This window comes from Paraburkholderia sp. SSBN10T (assembly GCF_056619545.1).
Genome location: NZ_JBWQQI010000008.1, coordinates 115,979 through 133,355, shown reverse-complemented (window position 1 = coordinate 133,355; position 17,377 = coordinate 115,979). Strand labels below are relative to the sequence as shown.

Here is a 17,377-nt window from a genome sequence, read left to right as displayed (position 1 = left end):
TGCGGCGCTGGCACGGTCAAGCAGCGTTAACGACGGTTCAATCGATCTGTGCGACCACCGGTGCATGGTCGGACGGCTGGTCCCATTTGCGCGGCGTCTTGTCGACGTCGCAGAACGTGCAGGCCGCGGCAAGCGGTTTCGACAGCAGGATGTGATCGATGCGCAGGCCGGCGTTGCGGCGAAACGCGAGCATCCGGTAGTCCCACCACGAAAACACTTTCTCCGGCTGATCGAACAGGCGGAATGCATCGATGAGCCCCAGTCCGGTCAGCCGCACGAATTCGGCGCGTTCTTCGGGCGACACGAGGTTCTGTCCTTCCCAGGCTTTCGGATCGTGGACGTCGCGATCTTCGGGGGCGATGTTGTAGTCGCCGAGCAGCGCGAGCTTCGGGTATTGCGCGAGTTCGCTTGCGACCCAGTCGTGCAGTGCGGCGAGCCAGCTCAGCTTGTAGGCGAACTTGTCGGTGCCGGGCGCCTGGCCGTTGGGGAAGTACGCCGAGATGACCCGCACGCCTTCGATCGTCGCGGCAATCACGCGTTGCTGCGGATCTTCGAAGCCCGGGATATTGCGCACAATCGTGCTTTCGTCGACGTTCAAGCCCTCGCGCACCAGGATGCCGACACCGTTATAGGTCTTCTGGCCGGCGTACCAGCTCCGATAGCCTCTGGTCTCGAGCTCGGCGCGCGGGAATTTGTCGTCAGTGAGTTTGAGTTCCTGCAGGCACAGGACCTCGGTGTGACTCGTTTCGAGCCAGTCGATCACGTGCTGCTGGCGGACTTTCAGCGAGTTGACGTTCCAGGTGGCGATTTTCATCAATGGCCTAAAGTATTGAATATCAATAGATATACCATTTAGCCTGGCTAATGATATACATATTGATAGACGATTTTACGGATGGTGCGAATACTCAGGGCTCACATGCCACGCCAGCCCTGCGTCTCACGATACACCCCGTTCTCATGATGCTTTCTGGCGACGGTGCTCGCCCGTCTCCTGATCAATAAAGCTCCATCGTACCTCTGCCCCGGCGATCATCGCCGGGTAAGGCTCATTATAAAAGTTGGCAAGGTCAAGCAGAACGATTCCTCGAGGCAGCACGCTTCGCTCAAATCCCGCCAAACGAAAAATACTTGCCGCCCAACCAACATTGCAGATCGACCACGATTGGTTCAGTTTGGGGCATGGGTCTCAAGGCGGCCCACAACAGCCGTTTGTCGCAGGCAACGCGTCAAGGCTGGCTGAATCTTTCACGAAGGTGATGGGTCGCCGCCGGGAAAGGGCAACAATAAAGGTTGACACAAAAATAGATGACCGGTTATCTTGCTAACTCGTAAAAACAGACTACGCTTATGCCACGCCCTCTAAATCCTGAAGTCCGTTCGCGACTGCTTTCCATCGGACGCGACGTCGTACTGGAACTAGGTTTCAATGGCTGTGGGGTAGGTGACATCACCGCTGCGGCCAATGTCCCGAAGGGCTCGTTCTACAACTATTTCGACAGCAAGGAGGCATTTGCTGCGGAGATACTGGAAGCGTACTGGTTGTCTATCGAGGCCCGGCACGGTCCGATCCTCTTCGATGCGCGAGTCAAACCGCTCGTGCGCATCAGCAGGTTCTTCCATGCCGTTTCGGACGATCACGCCCGCAAGAATTTCGCGCTTGGCTGCCTGATAGGCAATCTGTCGCTTGAGCTTTCCAACTGCAGTGAGGATACGCGACAGCAGCTTACGAGCCTGATGAGTCGCTGGGAGAGGGCGCTGGCGGACTGTCTGCGGGAGGCGCAACTGCGGGGTGAGTACCCGCAGGAGCGGGACGCGGCAGAGGTGGCCGCAATTCTTGTTGAGGCCTACGAAGGGGCAGTCATGCGGGCAAAAGTCGAGCAAAGCGGCAAGGCATGCGAGCGTTTCGAGACGGTCGTACTGCCGTTACTGTTGACGTAAAAATTTTTCTCTTTTAATAAAGCGACTGGTCAGCTATTGTCGAATCGTCGTGTGCGGACCGGTTTTCAGTAGTTCGTTTTTATCTGGAGAGGTTCTTTTATGAGCAGCGAAAACGCAGCGCAGCAAGCCGACCAGGGGCGGTACGCCGACCCCGCCAATCCGGTGCTCTCGCAGTCCGGCTTCAGGCTGGACCGGTCGAAGGCGGCACTTGTGGTGATTGATCCGCAGAACGACTTTCTCAGTCCGAGTGGTGTGAGCTGGCCGTTTTTCGGAGAAAGCATCGTCGAAAACAACACGGTTGAGCACATCGGGCAACTGCTCAAGACCGCGAAAGAGTTGGACATGGTCGTCGCCGTCTCCCCGCACTACTACTATCCCGTCGACCATCACTGGCACTTTGGCGGTCCGCTCGAGAAAGTGATGCACGGCATCGACATGTTTGCCCGCAAGGGGCCGAACACGCTCGAAGACTTCGAAGGTTCGGGGGCGGATTTCCTCGAGGAATACAAGCCCTACATCCTCGATGGTAAAACGATTATCGCATCGCCTCATAAGGTGTACGGTCCGGAGACAAACGATCTGGTCTTGCAACTGCGCAAGCGGGGTGTCTCCCAGATCATTCTCGCCGGCATGGCCGCGAATCTATGCATCGAGTCACATCTGCGCGAACTGATCGAGCAAGGCTTCGAGGTCGTCGTGGTGCGTGATGCGACGGCCGGTCCGCGTGTGCCGGAAGGTGACGGCTACCTGGCGGCGATTATCAACTATCGGTTCCTCGCCCACGCCCTCTGGACGACCGATGAAACCATTACGCGGTTGAAGGATTAAACAGCGGAGCTGATCAGGAGGAGGATCAGCTCCGCGGCATCGAGGTTGGTGTTGGTGTGCGTCACCTGGCATTCGACGAACGAATTTTCCTTCGGGCGAAGAAAGCCTCTTGCGCCGCCTTCTGCGCGGGGGTGCCCCAAAGCGCGCCCACACCTTTTGCTTCCGCCTCGAGTCCAGCCGCACGACCTTCATACAGCCCGGTGCGGACCACTGACTTCAAGGTCGCGAGCGCTTCGCCCGAATTTCGCGCGATCAGATTTGCCAGCGTCAGCGTGCGATCGAGCAGTTCGCTCGCTTCGACTACCTCGTTGGCGAGCCCCGTATCGAGGGCCCAGTCGGCAGAGACGGGGTCGCCCACCAACATCATCCGCATTGCCCGGGAGGCGCCGATGAGCGCGGGTAGACGCTGCGTGCCTCCCCAGCCCGGGAAGCTCGCGAGTGTGATTTCAGGCAACCCGAGCCGTGCCGTGTCCGCGACGATCCTCAGGTCGCACGCCAGCGCCAGCTCGAGCCCGCCACCGAACGCGACGCCGTTGACGGCGGCGATCGTCGGTTTCGAGAACGCCTCGATACGGTTGAAAATGGCTTGACCCCAGCGCATATGCGCGTACGCGTCCTCGGGTGAGAAGTCGCGCTGCTCGTTGATGTCCGCTCCTGCGGAGAAGGCCTTCGTGCCTGCACCTGTCAGCACGACGACGCTCGTGTGAGCGTCATTGCCAAGACTGACTAACGCGTCGTCGAGGCTTTGCAGCAGTGGCTTGCTGAGTGCATTCATCCGCTCGGGGCGATTGAGCGTGAGTACGGTAACCGTACCGAAGCGTTCCTGCCTGATTGTTTCCATGATGATTTTCCGGTCGATGTCTTGTCGCCAGTTAGCCGGCCGATGTCTGCACGAGCGAGCCATGTGCGCCGTTTTCACGTTGTTCGTGCTGGTCCTTGATGCCGCGCAGCGCCAGCAGCGACTTGAGGAAATAATAATCGCCGTAGATCGTCGACTCGTCGATGCCCAGGCCGTGCGGCAAATCCGCCGTTGCATGCGCGAGAATCGGCGCGCGCTCGTCGCGTATCAGGCAGTGCGAGCAAAGTGCTTTGAGCATCGTTTCGGCGAGGTCGAGATGACGCGCGTCGGAGGTCAGTTCCCAAAGCCGGATAAGACCATACGCGGTGATCGCGCCGGCCGACGAGTCCTTGACCGCTGGTGCGCCTGCCGAATAGTCCCACGGCGGGATGAAGTCTTCCGGCAGGTGCTTCGCCACATAGTTCGCGACGCGCTGTGCCGCCGCGAGATATTCCTGCGCCCCCGTCATGTCCGCGAGCATCGCGAAGCCGCCTAGAGCCCAGCCCTGTCCGCGAGACCAGGCACTCGAAGCATCGAGTCCCTGATACGTATCGCCGGCAATCGGCGTGCCGTCAGCGGGGTCGAATTGGTACACGTGAAAGACCGAACCGTCGGCGCGCTGATGGTTGGCGAGCGCGGTTCTGGCATGACGATGCACGACATCGAGGAGACGCTCGTCTGCACCATGGTTGACGGCCCAGACGAGCAGCGGCAGATTCATCAACGTATCGATCAATACCGAACCCGACCAGTTTTCCCCGCCGAAGAAACCCCAGCCGGGAATAAAGCCGCCTTGTGGGTTGAACTGCGCCGCGAGGCTATTGGCGGCAGTGAGCGCGGCGTTCAAATACCGTTCGTCGCCCGTGATCCGCCAGCCTTTGATTGCGCTCGGATAGAACATGAAGCCGAGATCATGGTTGACGGCGTCGGCGGCGCGCGGGAGGAGGCGGTCTGTGAGCGACGTTGCGGCTTTCAGCAGTGCGCTGCTTTTTTGCACTTCATAACCCAGCCAGAGCAGGCCCGCCCAAAATCCACCGGTCCATACGCCATCGGGCGTCGTGCACCATTTTCCGTCCTGCGTGATATGCGGGAAGTCGCCGCCCCGGCTTGCCTGGGCGTCAACCTTGTTCACGGCCGCTTCAATGCTGTCGGTCAACCAATTGCTCATGTCTTCTCCTCTCGCAGGTGCGTCCGGCGTGCTGCTCAGCCGGGGTGAAATGTTTGACAACGTTGTCACTTTGCGGCATTTTTTCGCTGAAGGCAAGTTCTTGGGGATTGGGTGATCCATGCTTCCAGCGGCTCTGGCATACCGGTTCTAGAGGATTTTTTGGCTATTTTAAGGGTTTACGAGCGCAAGAAATTATCAGGTATCTCGTTGACAACGATGCCAGACAGAGCCTATCTTGTCTGCAATCGTTGTCATAAGCCGGTCGAGCGTGAGCCGCAACCTTTCCGTCTGCGGGCGATTCGACGGCAAACCAGAACACAAGGAGACAGGAGATGGTCGCAACCCCCCTTCCTATCAAGCGATGGTGGATCATTCTGCCGGTCGCGTTCATCACGTACAGCCTCGCGTATCTCGATCGGGCGAACTACGGCTTTGCGGCCGCGGCGGGCATCGATCACGATCTCGGCATCAGCCGCTCGACCTCCTCGCTGCTCGGCTCGCTGTTCTTTCTCGGCTACTTCTTCTTCCAGATTCCCGGCGGCATGTACGCGGAACGGCGCAGTGTGCGTCGGCTGATCTTTTTCAGTCTGATCGCGTGGGGCGGGCTCGCCGCGCTAACGGGCGTCGTTACCAGTGTGCCGATGTTGATGGCCGTGCGTTTCGCGCTCGGTATCGTCGAAGCGGCAGTCATGCCTTGCATGCTTGTGTACGTGTCCAACTGGTTCGTGAGGCGCGAGCGCTCGCGAGCGAACACGATCTTTCTGCTCGGCAATCCCGCGACCATCCTCTGGATGTCCGTTGTTTCCGGCTATCTGGTGCAATCGTGGGGCTGGCGCGCAATGTTCATCGCGCAAGGCTTACCGGCGGTGCTGTGGGCATTCGTGTGGATCGTCGTGGTGCGCGACAAGCCCTCGCAGGTGAACTGGCTAACCAATGCGGAAAAGACCCTGCTCGAAAACACCCTGGCGGACGAGCAGAAAGATCTCGCGCCCGTGAAGAACTACCGCGAGGCGTTCAGGACGCTCGCGGTGTGGAAACTCGCGGGCGTGCTGTTTTTCCAAAGTCTCGGCTTCTATGGCTTCCTGTTGTGGTTGCCGTCCATCCTGAGGCACGGTGCGACGCTTAGCATGGTCAACACGGGGTGGCTCTCTGCGGTGCCGTACTTCGGCGCCGTGTTGTGCATGCTGCCGGTCGCATGGATGTCGGATCGCATGCAGAACCGCAAGCTCTTCGTCGCAGTGCCGCTGGCGATTGCCGCGCTGTCGTTCTTCGCGCTGTATTTCGTGGGTCCGTCGAATTTCTGGCTGTCGTTTGCGCTTCTGACGCTCGCCGGCATTTCCATGTATGTGGTGTTCCCTCCGTTCTTCTCGATTGCGCCTGAAGTCTTACCGCGCACGGTGGCGGGCGGGGCGTTAGCATTGATCAATAGCGTGGGTGCATTGGGCTCGTTCCTCGGCTCCTACGCAGTCGGTTATCTGACCGGCCTCACGGGCGATCCGGCGTCCTCGTATCTGTTCATGGGCGGCGCGCTGATCGTGGCCGTCGCGTTGGCCAGCAGCGTACGGCGTGCGCACGCGAGTTCATCGCTGCCGCTCGCGACCCGCTCTGCGCAGTGAGCCGGCTTCAAACTATTTTCATCTGGAGAATGTAATGCTCGAAGGTATGCGCGTCGTCAGCTTTTGCCACTATCTGCAAGGGCCGGCGTCCACTCAATATCTCGCCGACATGGGTGCGGACGTCATCAAGATCGAAGCGCGCGACGGCGCTTACGAGCGGCATTGGTCCGGCGCGGGAGTGTTCATTGAAGACGTCAGCGCATTCTTTCTCTGCGCCAACCGCAACAAGCGGGTGATCGCGCTCAATCTGAAGTCGCCGGAAGGTATCGAGATCGCGATGAAGCTGATTGACGAGGCGGATGCTGTCGTCGAGAACTTCCGGCCCGGTGTGCTCGACCGTCTTGGTCTCGGCTACGAAGCGGTAAAGGCGCGCAAGCCCGACATCATCTACGCATCGGCGAGCGGCTTCGGCGGCTCCGGTCCGATGCGCGACATGCCCGGTCAGGACCTGATGATTCAGGCGCGCACCGGGCTTGTGGCGGCATCAGGTGGCGGCGCGACGGCGGTCGGCGCCGCGATCTGCGACCAGCACGGCGGCGCGCTGCTCGCAATGGGCATTCTCGGCGCTTACGTGAAGCGCATGAAGACGGGCGAGGGCACACGCGTGGAAGGCAATCTGTTCAACGCGGGTATCGATCTGCAGGCCGAAGCGATCACAAACTATCTGACCGCCGAAAAGAACGCGGAAGTGTTCGAACGCGACGCGCATCTGTCGACGTGGTTCCATCAGGCGCCTTATGGCATCTATCGCACGGCGGATGATCGTGCGGTGGCGATCTCGCTGAACAATCCCACCGTGTTTGCCGAAGCACTCGACGACGACGGCTTGCGCGCGCTCGCCAATTGCAATCCGTATGAAGAGCGTGATGCGTACGCTCGCGCCACGGCGAACGCGGTGAAGCGTTACAGCCTCGATGCACTGGCCGCCGCGCTCGATGCCAAAGCCATGTGGTGGGCGCCCGTGCAGGACTATAGCGACCTGCGCGATAACCCACAGGCGAAGCACAACCGCGTATTCGAAACAGTCGACATCCGCAACGGCAAGGCGACGCTGATCAATCATCCGTTGCGTTACGACGGTGAAGTGCCTGCTGTACGGCATCTGGCGATCGAGATCGGCCATGATACTCGGCAGATTCTGGAAGAACTCGGCTACGAGGGTGAGCGGATCCAGTCGCTCGCGGATGCGGGTGTGGTGTCGGGACGCGGCCTCGCGCAAGCGACCGTGTCGGCTTGATGAGGTCGAGCACGGCGATGAGCGATTTTTACCTGTGCGTGGGCGATACTGTGTCGCTCGAACAGCACGTTGGCGCGCAAGCCATTCGCGCGTTTGCGGACCTCAGCGGCGACCATTCGCCGAATCACGTCGACGAGCAGGCGATGGCCGCAAGCGCTTATGGCCGCGTGATCGCGCACGGCGCGCTGCTGGTGGCATATATGTCGGCGTGCTCGACGGCAATCGTCGAACGCGTGAGCGGCGTGCGAGAGAGCGAAACGCCGGTGTCGCTCGGCTACGACCGCATACGCTTCCTGAAGCCCGTCTTCGCGGGCGAGACAATCAGGCTTGACTATACGATTCGCGATGCCGATGCGCAACGGCGCCGGACGGTGGCTGATATTCGTATCGTCAACCAGGACGGCCAACTGGTTTGCGTGGCCGAGCACATTCTCAAATGGGTGGCCGCGCAATGAACGCAACAAGTGAAGTAATGAACCCGACGGGCCGCTATTTCGACGATCTGAATGTGGGCGATTCGATCGACCTGGGCGGTGTGACGATCACCGACGCGAGCATCGTCGCCTTCGCGGGCGTCGGCGGTGATTTCTACGAGGTTCACACGGATGACGAAGCGGCGCGCGCGCTCGGTTTCGAGCGGCGCATTGCGCATGGCCTGTTGATTGTCGCGCTGGTCGATGCGATGAAAATGCGTTGTGCGTGGCGCCTGCAAGCTGTCGCAACGCTTTCGCTGACGTGGGACTATAAGCAGGCGGTGGTCAGTGGCGACCGCATCACAGCTATCATGCGCGTGGAATCAAGACGCGAAACGAAGCGCGCGGACCGCGGCATCGTTGTATTGGCGATCGACGTGTTCAATCAACGTGGCGAGTGCGTGCAAATGGGCAAGACTACCACCATGATGGTGCGCAGAAGCAGCCAGTAGGTCGATGGCTGCGTGGCCGGCTACGCGCTGCGCAGCTTCGAGGTGGCCGGCTGACCCGTCGTGCCGCGAATGACGAGTCGCGCTTCGAGCTCGACCCTGTCGAGAGGCGATTTGCCTTCCAGCATATCGACGAGAAAGCGCCCGGCTTGCTCGCCCATTTCCATTGCGGGAACCTGCATCGTCGTAAGCGGCGGATTCAGATGTGCGGCGAAATCGAGATCGTCGAAGCCGGTGATTGACAGCTCGCGAGGCACCGCAATGCCGGCCGCCGTGCATTCCGCGAGACAGCCGAATGCGAGGATGTCGCTCGTGCAGATGACTGCTTGCGGGCGCACCGGAAGATTCAGGAGCTTTCGCATGCCGTTGCGTCCTGCCGTGATTGCATACGGGCCTTCTATGATGCGTTCCGGGGCGATCGCGAGGCCGTGCTCCTGCAAAGCTTCCTCGACGCCTTCGATACGCGCGCGCACACGGTCGTTGTCCTTGCGCACGCCGGTCAGCATGGCGATCTCCGTATGGCCGAGACTCAGCAGATATTCGGTGACCTGCCTCGCCGTGCGCCTGTTGTCGAACCCTATACACGGATGAGTTGCTTGCGGCGTGTATACGTAGGTGTTGATGTACGGCACGTTGCGCAGACTGAGGAACTCGTAGAGCGCGCGCTCGTGCGCGTCGCCGACGAGCACCACGCCTTCCGCGCCGCGTTCGATCATGAGTTGCGTCTGCTCCAGCTCTTTACGCGCTTCAAAGCCTGAGGTCGTCACGATGAGCGAGTAGCCGTTAGCGGCGAGCTGGGTTTCCAGCGCATTGGCTAGACGGGCGTAGATCGCATGCTCGAGCGTAGGGAGCACGGCGCCGATCATTCGTGTGCGGCGGGAACGCAGCGCACGCGCGGCATTGTTCGGCGTGTAACCGAGCTTGCGTACCGCGGCGAGCACGCGCTGCGCGACTTCGTCGCGTACCACGTGGGGGGTGCGCAAGACGCGGGAAACGGTGGAAGGGGAGCAGCCTGCCGCGCGAGCGACGTCGTTCAAACTTACCGGAGCCATGGAGCTTGCAATCGTTGTCTAGGTTGATACGGCGACGTGATGAAGAAGTCGCACTGCAATGAGATGCAACTGTAGGCCTGCGTAAAGGCATTGCGGCGCGAACCGATTGAAGGTTACCACGAGCGTGTGCGGCCGCTGACACATTCGGCCGGCACTGGTGACAACGTTTTCACTCTATTTTTTCTTTTGCATTCTCGATTTCGACGGAACGTTGTGTGGCACGTATGAGACCATCAGGCACTGCATCGGTCCGACCTTCGATCACTATGAAATCGAGCGTCCGGCGCCCGATCGGATCGATGACGTCATTGCGGCAGGCGTGGTCATGGAAGAGGCCCTGTCGACGCTCGTTGATGGACGATTGAGAAGAGAGGTGTGGCGGCGACTTTATGACGAGCGCTTGTTACAACGCGTCGAGATGTTGTTTGACGTCGTCCAGTACGGACTGCGACAACTCCGGATCGTCGACCACGCGCGCCATCGTGATCGCGCCGACCATCGCTGATAGCGCGAAAACGGCATCCGCTCGCGCGGCTTCCGGTTTCCGTCGCCGGATATGCCGCGCGATCATTTCCACGAGATCGGAAAACGCTTTCGTCGCGGCCGCGCGCGTCGGCTCATCCGCGCGCGCCAGTTCGCTGCCGAGGCCGGCGAGGAAGCAGCCGCTCGACGGATCGTCGCGATGCTCCACGGACAGATACTGTTCGACGATCGACTTGAACGCTGCCTTGCGATCGTCTTCGTCGGCGGCGGATTCGGCCGACCCTTCGACCTCGCCGAGCACCACGGCCATGCCCGTCGCGCACGCTTGCGCGACTAGTTGGTCCTTCGATTCGAAGTGCCGGTAAAAGCCGCCGTGCGTCAAGCCGGCCTTAGTCATCACGTCCGCGAGCCCGGTCGCCTGAATGCCGTTGCGGCGGATCTCCTCCGCCGCGATTTCGATGATCCGTTTGCGCGTTTCGGCGGTTTCGGCCTTTGATTTCCTCACGATTCACGACCTCCTGACTGTCATGTCACGATGTTAGACGACGTGGATAACGATGTCGATCATCATCTAATTCTTGACCGACGTCACGACGGCCTGTATCTTTGGATGATCATAATCATCTAAATGGGCGATCGTTCACGGTCGTGCCGATGCCAGACATGACCGGATATAGAGAAGAGGCAGGTGTAGGCGAGGAAGTGGCCGACGACGTCGCGCTGTTCAGGCAAGGCGTTGATCGGACACGAACGGGTACGTGGGTCGTCGTGATCCTGCTCGCGCTGATCGTTGGGGGCGGCGGGTGGTTCTGGTCGTCGCGCGGGCGCGGCGCTCAAGCCGGCGCCAGCCATCCCGGTGTGACGACGGTGACGGTGAGTGTGCCGCTGCAACGCGATCTTTCCACGCGGCTCGGCTTTCTCGGCCAGTTCGCGGCGGTCGACGACGTCGAGATTCGCGCGCAGGTCGGCGGCACGCTGAAGGAAATCCACTTCAAGGATGGCGACATCGTCCACAAGGGCGATCTGCTGTTCGTGATCGACCCGGAGCCGTACGAGATCCGGCTCGCGCAGGCGAACGCGCAGCTCGAAAGCGCGACCGCTCGACTCGAACTCGCGAATCGCGAGTTCGCCCGGGCGCAGACGCTTCGTCAAAGCGACGCCGGCAGCCAGGAGAACGTCGATCAGCGCGCGGCCGACCAGCGTGCCGCGCAGGCATCGGCAGACGACGCGAAAGCGCAGATTCGCGACGCGAGGTTCGACCTCGACCACTGCCGGGTGAGCGCGCCGTTCACTGGCCGCATCGGCACGCACCTCGTGTCGGTCGGCAACCTGATCGCCGGCAGCCGCGCGGCGACGAGCCCGACGACGCTGCTCGCGAAGATCGTCTCGCTCGATCCGGTCTATCTCGACTTCGACATGAGCGAAGCCGACCACGCGACGTTCCTGCACGAGCGCGCGGCGCAGAACGGGCCGCTCGCGAGCGGCGTCGAGATCGCGCTCGCCGACGACAAGGACTTCAGCCGGCACGGCACGCTCGACTTCATCGACAACTCACTTGACCGTTCGAGCGGCACGATCCGTGCGCGCGCGACGGTGCCGAATCACGATTTTCGCCTGACGCCGGGCGAGTTCGCGCGGGTGCGCCTGACGCTGTCCGAGCCGGTGCCGACGCTGCTCGTGCCCGATGCGGCGGTGCTGCCGGACCAGTCGAACCACGTCGTGATGACGGTCGCGCCCGACGGCACCGTCGTGCCGAAGCCGGTGCAGATCGGCGAATTGCGTGGTGGGTTGCGCGTCGTGCGTGCGGGATTGAAGCCGGACGATCACGTCATCATCGCCGGCTTGCCGTATGCAATGCCGGGCACGAAGGTGAAGCCGACGAACGGCGAGATCCGGCTTGTGTCGGGGTCTGCGTCCGGGTCTGAATCCCCGTCGCCGGCCCAAGGGGAGTGAGCGCCCATCATGCGTCTGACTCATTTCTTCATTGACCATCCGCGCTTCGCCGCGGTCCTCAACATCTTCGTCGCGTTGTTCGGTCTTGCCGCGCTGACGCTGCTGCCCGTCACGCAGTACCCCGAGATCGTGCCGCCGACCGTGCAGGTGACGACGACCTATCCGGGCGCGTCCGCCGAAACGATCGCACGCACCGTCGCGACGCCGCTCGAACAGCAGATCAACGGCGTCGAGAACATGCTCTATCTGAGCAGCCAATCGACCGGCGACGGACGCCTCACGATCACGGTGACGTTCCGCATCGGCACCGACCTGAACGTTGCGCAGATGCTCACGCAGAACCGCGTGCAGGACGCGCTCTCGCATCTGCCCGACGACGTGCAGCGCGAAGGTGTGACGGTGCGCAAGACGACGCCCGCGATCCTGCTCGCCGTGCATCCGTATTCGCCCGATCATTCGCGCGACGCGCTCTATCAGTCGAACTACATCACGCTGCACGTGAAGGACGTGCTTGCGCGCCTGCCTGGCGTCGCCGACGTCGTGTTCGCCGGTGAGCGCCAGTACGCGATGCGGATCTGGCTCGATCCCGACAAGGCCGCGACGCGCGACGTGACCGGCGCCGAAGTGCTTGCGGCGCTGCGCGCGCAGAACGTGCAGGTGTCCGCCGGCTTGCTGAACCAGCCGCCGACGCCGGGCGAATCCGGATATCAGATCAACGTCGAGACGCTCGGCCGGCTGCTGACGCCGGAGCAGTTCTCGGACGTCATCGTGAAGTCGGACCCCGACGGGCGCGTCACGCGCATTCGCGACATCGGTCGTGTGGAACTGGGCGCGGCGGATTACGGTTCGTCGGCGTACAAGGACCTGACACCCTCGACGCCGCTGCTCGTCTATGCGGAACCCGGCGCGAATGCGTTGAGCGTCGAAGAGTCCGTCATCGCGAAGATGAAGGAACTGAAGACGACGTTCCCGCAAGGGCTGGACTACCAGATCATCTACGACCCGACGCACTTCGTCGGCAAGTCGGTGAACGAGGTGATCACGACGATCTTCATCGCGGTCTTGCTCGTGGTCGCCGTGGTGTTCATCTTCCTGCAGACGTGGCGCGCGACGATCATTCCGGTCGTCGCGATCCCGGTCTCGCTCGTCGGCACGTTCACGATCCTGAAGGCGCTCGGCATCTCGATCAACAACCTGTCGCTGTTCGGGCTCGTGCTCGCGGTCGGGATCGTGGTCGACGATGCGATCGTCGTCGTCGAGAATGTCGAGCGCAACATGCGCGCGGGCATGTCGCCACGCGAGGCCGCGCATCGGACGATGGACGAAGTCGGCGGCGCGCTGATCGCGATCGCGCTGACGCTCTGCGCCGTGTTCGTGCCGTCGGCGTTCATCTCCGGCATCTCGGGGCTCTTCTTCAAGCAGTTCGCGGTGACGATCGCGGCCTCGACGGTGATTTCGTGCTTCGTCTCGCTGACGCTAAGCCCTTCGCTGTGCGCGGTGCTGTTCAAGCCGCATTACAGCCACGACGTGCCGCGCAGCGGATTCACGGGCTGGCTCGATCGTCAGTTCGGCCGCTTCAATCGCGGGTTCGATCGCGTGTCGAGCGGCTACGGAAATCTCACGCGGCGGCTCGTGCGGGCGTCGTCGGTGGTGGTGCTCGTTTATATCGGATTGATCGCGGCCACCGGCGTGCTGTTCTCGCGCGCGACGACCGGCTTCATTCCGGAACAGGACCAGGGCCTGTTGATTACGCTCGTGCAACTACCGCCGGGCGCGACGCTCGCGCGCACCGAAAAGGTCGTGCTGGAAGCCGCGAACATCATTGCGAAGACGCCGGGCATCGAGCACATCGCGCCGTTCGTCGGGCTCGATGCGACGACGACCACGATCGCGTCGAACGGCGGCACGATCTTCGTCGGCCTGCCTTCGCTCTATAACCACGAGATTCCGGGCGTGACGGCAGCGTCGGTGCTGGCGACGTTGCGGCAGCGGCTGTCGGTGATCCGCGACGGGCGTGTGCTGGTGATCCAGCCGCCGCCGGTGCAGGGGCTCGGCAGCACGGGCGGCTTCAAGATGATGCTCGAAGACCGCGAAGGACTCGGCCCGGCTGCGCTCGCGAAAGCGGCCAACGCGCTGGTCGCGGCCGCGAACCAGGACCCGACGTTCGCCGGCGTGTTCACGCTCTATAACGCGGGCTCGCCGCAGGTCTATACGGACATCGACCGTCTGAAGGCGGAGAAGGTCGGACTGACGCCGACCGACGTGTTCTCGACGCTGCAGGTCTATCTCGGCTCGCAGTACGTGAACGATTTCAACTATCTCGGACGGACTTACCAGGTGATCGTGCAGGCAGACGGGCAGTTCCGGCGCACGCCGGAGGACATCGCGCGGCTCAAGGCGCGCAACGCCGCCGGCGAGATGGTGCCGGTCGGTACGGTCGCGCAGTTCAAGACCGTTACCGCGCCGTATCGCGTGCCGCGCTACAACCTGTTCCCGGCGGCCGAGATTCTCGGCGGCGCGGCGCCGGGCGTGGCGTCGGGCACGGCGCTCAAGCGCATGGAGGAGATCGCGAACCAGGTGCTGCCGAAGGGCATCGCCTATGAATGGACCGATCTCGCGTACCAGCAACAGCAACGCGGCACGCCGACGCTCGTGATCTTCGGTGCGGCCGCGCTGTTCGTGTTCCTCGTGCTCGTCGCGCAGTACGAAAGCTGGCGGCTGCCGCTGTCGATCGTGCTGATCGTGCCGATGTGTCTGCTCGCGTCGGTGATCGGGCTCGACGCGCGCGGGATGCCGATCGACATCCTCGCGCAGATCGGCTTCGTCGTGCTCGTCGGGCTGGCCGCGAAGAACGCGATTCTGATCGTGGAGTTCGCGCGCCAGCGGCAGGACGACGACGGCGTACCGGCCGGCGAGGCCGCCGTTCATGCGGCGCGTACCCGCTTGCGGCCGATCCTGATGACGTCGTTCGCGTTCATTCTCGGCGTGGTGCCGCTCGCGATCGCGACCGGCGCGGGCGCGGAGATGCGGCAGTCGCTCGGCACGGCCGTGCTGTTCGGGATGATCGGCGTGACGGGCTTCGGTCTCGTGTTTACGCCGACGTTCTATACGATCGTTCGCCGCTTCGGCCGCAAGGCGATGCCGCGCCGATTCAGCCGGGAGGAGCGCGCATGACGGCCTCGATGATTCGTTCCGTGACGCGCACGGGCGGTGGAGTGGCCGCGTGGGCGATGGTCGTTGCGTTGTCGGGCTGTATGGTCGGCCCGGATTATGTCGCGCCGAAGACCGACCTGTCGGCGTTTCACAACCTCGATGCGGTGTCGGCACGGCAAACCACGCTGGCCGCGCCGCCGCTCGACCAGTGGTGGACGGGCTTCCACGACCCGATGCTCGTGACGATCGTGCAGCGCGCGCTCGCGCAGAACCTCGATCTGGCGGCCGCTTATGCGCGGGTGCAACAGGCGCGCGCGGTGGCGTCGGCGTCGGGTGCGGAGCTGTTGCCGACGCTCGATTTCGATACCTCGGCGACGGCTCAGCATCAGAGCGTCGAAGGTCCGATCGGCTCGCTCGCGCGGGGCTTCCCCGGTTATACGCGCGGCCAGCGCGAATACACGCTGGGGCCGTCCGCGAGCTGGGAAATCGATCTGTTCGGCGGCCTGCGTCGAGGCGCGCGCGCGGCGCGAGACGAAGTGCAGGCGGCGCAGGCGGACCATGCCGGCACACGCGTAACCGTCGCGGCGGACGCAGCCGATGCGTATATGCAGATTCGCGGCTATCAGACGCGGCTCGCGGTGGCCCAGGATCAGGTCGATACGGATGCACAACTGCTGCGTCTCGTACAGTCACGCTACCAGGCGGGGCAGGCCGATGGACGCGAAGTTGCGCAGGCCGAGGCGCTGTTGAAGGAAGCACGCGCGTCGATTCCGACGTTGCGCGTGGGCCTCGAATCGCAACTGAACCGGCTCGACGTGCTGATGGGCGCCCAGCCCGGCACTTACGCGTCGCAACTCGCGTTGCCGGCCGGGATTCCATCGGTCCCGGCGATCGGCGGCAACGATCAGCCGCTCGACGTGCTGCGACGCCGGCCCGACGTGATCGCGGCCGAACGGCGCCTCGCGGCATCGAGCGAACGGATCGGCGCGGCGATCTCCGACTACTACCCGAAGATCTCGCTGTCCGGCGCGCTCGGTTTTGACAGCCTGAACGTCGGCCACTTCCTGAGTTCGGACGCGTTCCAGGCGACGGGCGGCGGGGCGTTGCGCTGGCGTCTGTTCGACTTCGGCAAGATCGACGCGGAAGTCGCGCAGGCGCATGGTTCGAACGCCGAAGCGCTGGCGCAGTATCGGCTGGCGGTGCTGAAGGCGGCCGAGGATGTGGAGGACGCACTGAATGCGCTCTCGGAGACGGAGCTCCAGGTCGCGGAGCTGCAGGGCGAGGTCGATTCGCTGGCCCGCGCGCGCGATCTGTCGCAGCAGGCTTACGAGGCGGGTTCGATCCCGCTGACGGATGTGCTCGACGCTAACCGCCAGTTGCTCGCGACGCGCGACAAGCTCGATGCGGGTCGCGCCGATGCGGCGCGCGCGGCGGTCGGCACGTTCCGCGCGCTGGGCGGCGGCTGGACTGTGCCGGCCGACGCGAAGGAAACCGCGGCCGTCGCGGAACAACCGGGAGCCGGCGATGCAAAAGCACGTTGAACTGCTGGGCGCGCAAACCGGCAATTGCATTCGCGCGGCGATTGCGCTCGAAGAGGCGGGCGTGCCATATGTCGTACGTCACATCGACCTTCGGCGAGGCGAGCAGCGGCAGCCGGAATTTGTCGCGCTGAATCCGGCGGCCAAGGTGCCGGTGATGATCGACCACACTGACGCGGCCGCGCCGCTGGTGCTGTCGCAGTCGAACGCGATCATGCTGTACGCGGCGGAAAAGGCGCCAGGGCGTCTGCTTCCCGATGGCGATCCGGTGCCGCGGGCCATTGCGCTCGAACGGTACTTTTACTTCATCACCGACGTGATTGGACCGAATCACGCCGGTTTCCACGTGAAGCACCAGCGCATGCCCGATGCGGCGGCGGCGCTGCAATCGCTCGCCGTGCGCCGGCTGGCCGACGCGGAACGTTTCGTTGCTCACTCACCGTTCATCGCGGGGGACCGGTTCACGATTGCAGACATCGCGGCCTTCACGATAGCGGGCTCGATGCAGACCGAACTCGAGGGATTGTCGCTGCCGAACCTGGAGCGGTGGTTTCGGGAAGTGGCCGCGAGGCTCTCTGTCGTGCGGGGTTATCGCGCGTTTGCGGAGGACAACATAGGACCATAGTTGACGGCGCGTATTTGCCCGAT

Annotated in this window: 15 protein-coding genes; 10 read left to right on the top strand and 5 right to left on the bottom strand. The window is 62.7% G+C overall.

All coding sequences use genetic code 11. The features are described 5' to 3' along the window. Window positions 1–37: 37 nt before the first annotated feature. The gene (gene xth / locus AC1ECK_RS14935; protein WP_480320361.1) at window positions 38–814 is read right to left on the bottom strand and encodes an exodeoxyribonuclease III; all 777 of its coding nucleotides are present in this window, start codon (window positions 812–814) and stop codon (window positions 38–40) included. Between the two features lie 536 nt (window positions 815–1,350). Here xth and AC1ECK_RS14930 point away from each other — a divergent pair. Together AC1ECK_RS14930 and AC1ECK_RS14925 are read left to right on the top strand one after the other, a co-directional pair. After that, window positions 1,351–1,941 (top strand): TetR/AcrR family transcriptional regulator, encoded by a 591-nt coding sequence (locus AC1ECK_RS14930; RefSeq protein WP_480320359.1) that lies wholly within the window; start codon window positions 1,351–1,353, stop codon window positions 1,939–1,941. Window positions 1,942–2,040: 99 nt separating this feature from the next. After that, window positions 2,041–2,769: a cysteine hydrolase family protein gene (locus AC1ECK_RS14925; RefSeq protein ID WP_480320357.1), complete on the top strand. Its 729-nt coding sequence runs from the start codon at window positions 2,041–2,043 to the stop codon at window positions 2,767–2,769. Window positions 2,770–2,830: 61 nt separating this feature from the next. Here the strand turns inward: AC1ECK_RS14925 and AC1ECK_RS14920 are convergent, their stop codons facing one another. Together AC1ECK_RS14920 and AC1ECK_RS14915 are read right to left on the bottom strand one after the other, a co-directional pair. Continuing rightward, window positions 2,831–3,610 carry an enoyl-CoA hydratase/isomerase family protein gene (locus AC1ECK_RS14920; RefSeq protein ID WP_480320355.1) on the bottom strand — a complete coding sequence of 260 codons (780 nt, stop codon included), beginning with the start codon at window positions 3,608–3,610 and terminating at the stop codon, window positions 2,831–2,833. A gap of 31 nt (window positions 3,611–3,641) precedes the next feature. Beyond that, on the bottom strand, window positions 3,642–4,775 hold the full coding sequence (locus tag AC1ECK_RS14915; RefSeq protein ID WP_480320353.1) for a glycoside hydrolase family 88 protein: 1,134 nt from the start codon (window positions 4,773–4,775) through the stop codon (window positions 3,642–3,644). Between the two features lie 332 nt (window positions 4,776–5,107). On the opposite strand from AC1ECK_RS14915, the gene AC1ECK_RS14910 reads away from it, so the two are divergent. Genes AC1ECK_RS14910 through AC1ECK_RS14895 form a run of 4 tightly spaced genes read left to right on the top strand, consistent with a single transcriptional unit; the run spans window position 5,108 to window position 8,553 of the window. Next, window positions 5,108–6,391, top strand: coding sequence for an MFS transporter (locus tag AC1ECK_RS14910; protein ID WP_480320351.1), 1,284 nt, complete (start codon window positions 5,108–5,110; stop codon window positions 6,389–6,391). Window positions 6,392–6,425: 34 nt separating this feature from the next. Continuing rightward, window positions 6,426–7,628: a CaiB/BaiF CoA transferase family protein gene (locus tag AC1ECK_RS14905; protein WP_480320349.1), complete on the top strand. Its 1,203-nt coding sequence runs from the start codon at window positions 6,426–6,428 to the stop codon at window positions 7,626–7,628. Window positions 7,629–7,645: 17 nt separating this feature from the next. Continuing rightward, the gene (locus AC1ECK_RS14900) at window positions 7,646–8,083 is read left to right on the top strand and encodes a MaoC family dehydratase (protein WP_480320347.1); all 438 of its coding nucleotides are present in this window, start codon (window positions 7,646–7,648) and stop codon (window positions 8,081–8,083) included. Continuing rightward, on the top strand, window positions 8,080–8,553 hold the full coding sequence (locus AC1ECK_RS14895; RefSeq protein WP_480320345.1) for a MaoC family dehydratase: 474 nt from the start codon (window positions 8,080–8,082) through the stop codon (window positions 8,551–8,553). The genes AC1ECK_RS14900 and AC1ECK_RS14895 overlap by 4 nt, the downstream gene beginning before the upstream one ends. A 20-nt stretch (window positions 8,554–8,573) precedes the next feature. Here AC1ECK_RS14895 and AC1ECK_RS14890 read toward each other — a convergent pair whose 3' ends face one another. After that, entirely contained in the window at window positions 8,574–9,602 is a 1,029-nt protein-coding gene (locus tag AC1ECK_RS14890) for a LacI family DNA-binding transcriptional regulator (protein WP_480320343.1), read from the bottom strand. Between the two features lie 403 nt (window positions 9,603–10,005). Next, window positions 10,006–10,590: a TetR/AcrR family transcriptional regulator gene (locus AC1ECK_RS14885; protein WP_480320342.1), complete on the bottom strand. Its 585-nt coding sequence runs from the start codon at window positions 10,588–10,590 to the stop codon at window positions 10,006–10,008. 158 nt (window positions 10,591–10,748) lie between these two features. Here AC1ECK_RS14885 and AC1ECK_RS14880 point away from each other — a divergent pair, with 158 nt between their 5' ends. From AC1ECK_RS14880 to AC1ECK_RS14865, 4 genes are read left to right on the top strand one after another with little or no spacing between them, the layout of a single operon-like run. Then, window positions 10,749–12,038: an efflux RND transporter periplasmic adaptor subunit gene (locus AC1ECK_RS14880; RefSeq protein WP_480320340.1), complete on the top strand. Its 1,290-nt coding sequence runs from the start codon at window positions 10,749–10,751 to the stop codon at window positions 12,036–12,038. Window positions 12,039–12,047: 9 nt separating this feature from the next. Next, window positions 12,048–15,212: an efflux RND transporter permease subunit gene (locus tag AC1ECK_RS14875; RefSeq protein ID WP_480320338.1), complete on the top strand. Its 3,165-nt coding sequence runs from the start codon at window positions 12,048–12,050 to the stop codon at window positions 15,210–15,212. Then, window positions 15,209–16,732 carry an efflux transporter outer membrane subunit gene (locus AC1ECK_RS14870; RefSeq protein ID WP_480320336.1) on the top strand — a complete coding sequence of 508 codons (1,524 nt, stop codon included), beginning with the start codon at window positions 15,209–15,211 and terminating at the stop codon, window positions 16,730–16,732. The genes AC1ECK_RS14875 and AC1ECK_RS14870 overlap by 4 nt, the downstream gene beginning before the upstream one ends. Further along, window positions 16,716–17,354, top strand: coding sequence for a glutathione S-transferase family protein (locus tag AC1ECK_RS14865; RefSeq protein ID WP_480320334.1), 639 nt, complete (start codon window positions 16,716–16,718; stop codon window positions 17,352–17,354). Before AC1ECK_RS14870 ends, AC1ECK_RS14865 begins: the two co-directional genes overlap by 17 nt. Window positions 17,355–17,377: the final 23 nt, after the last annotated feature.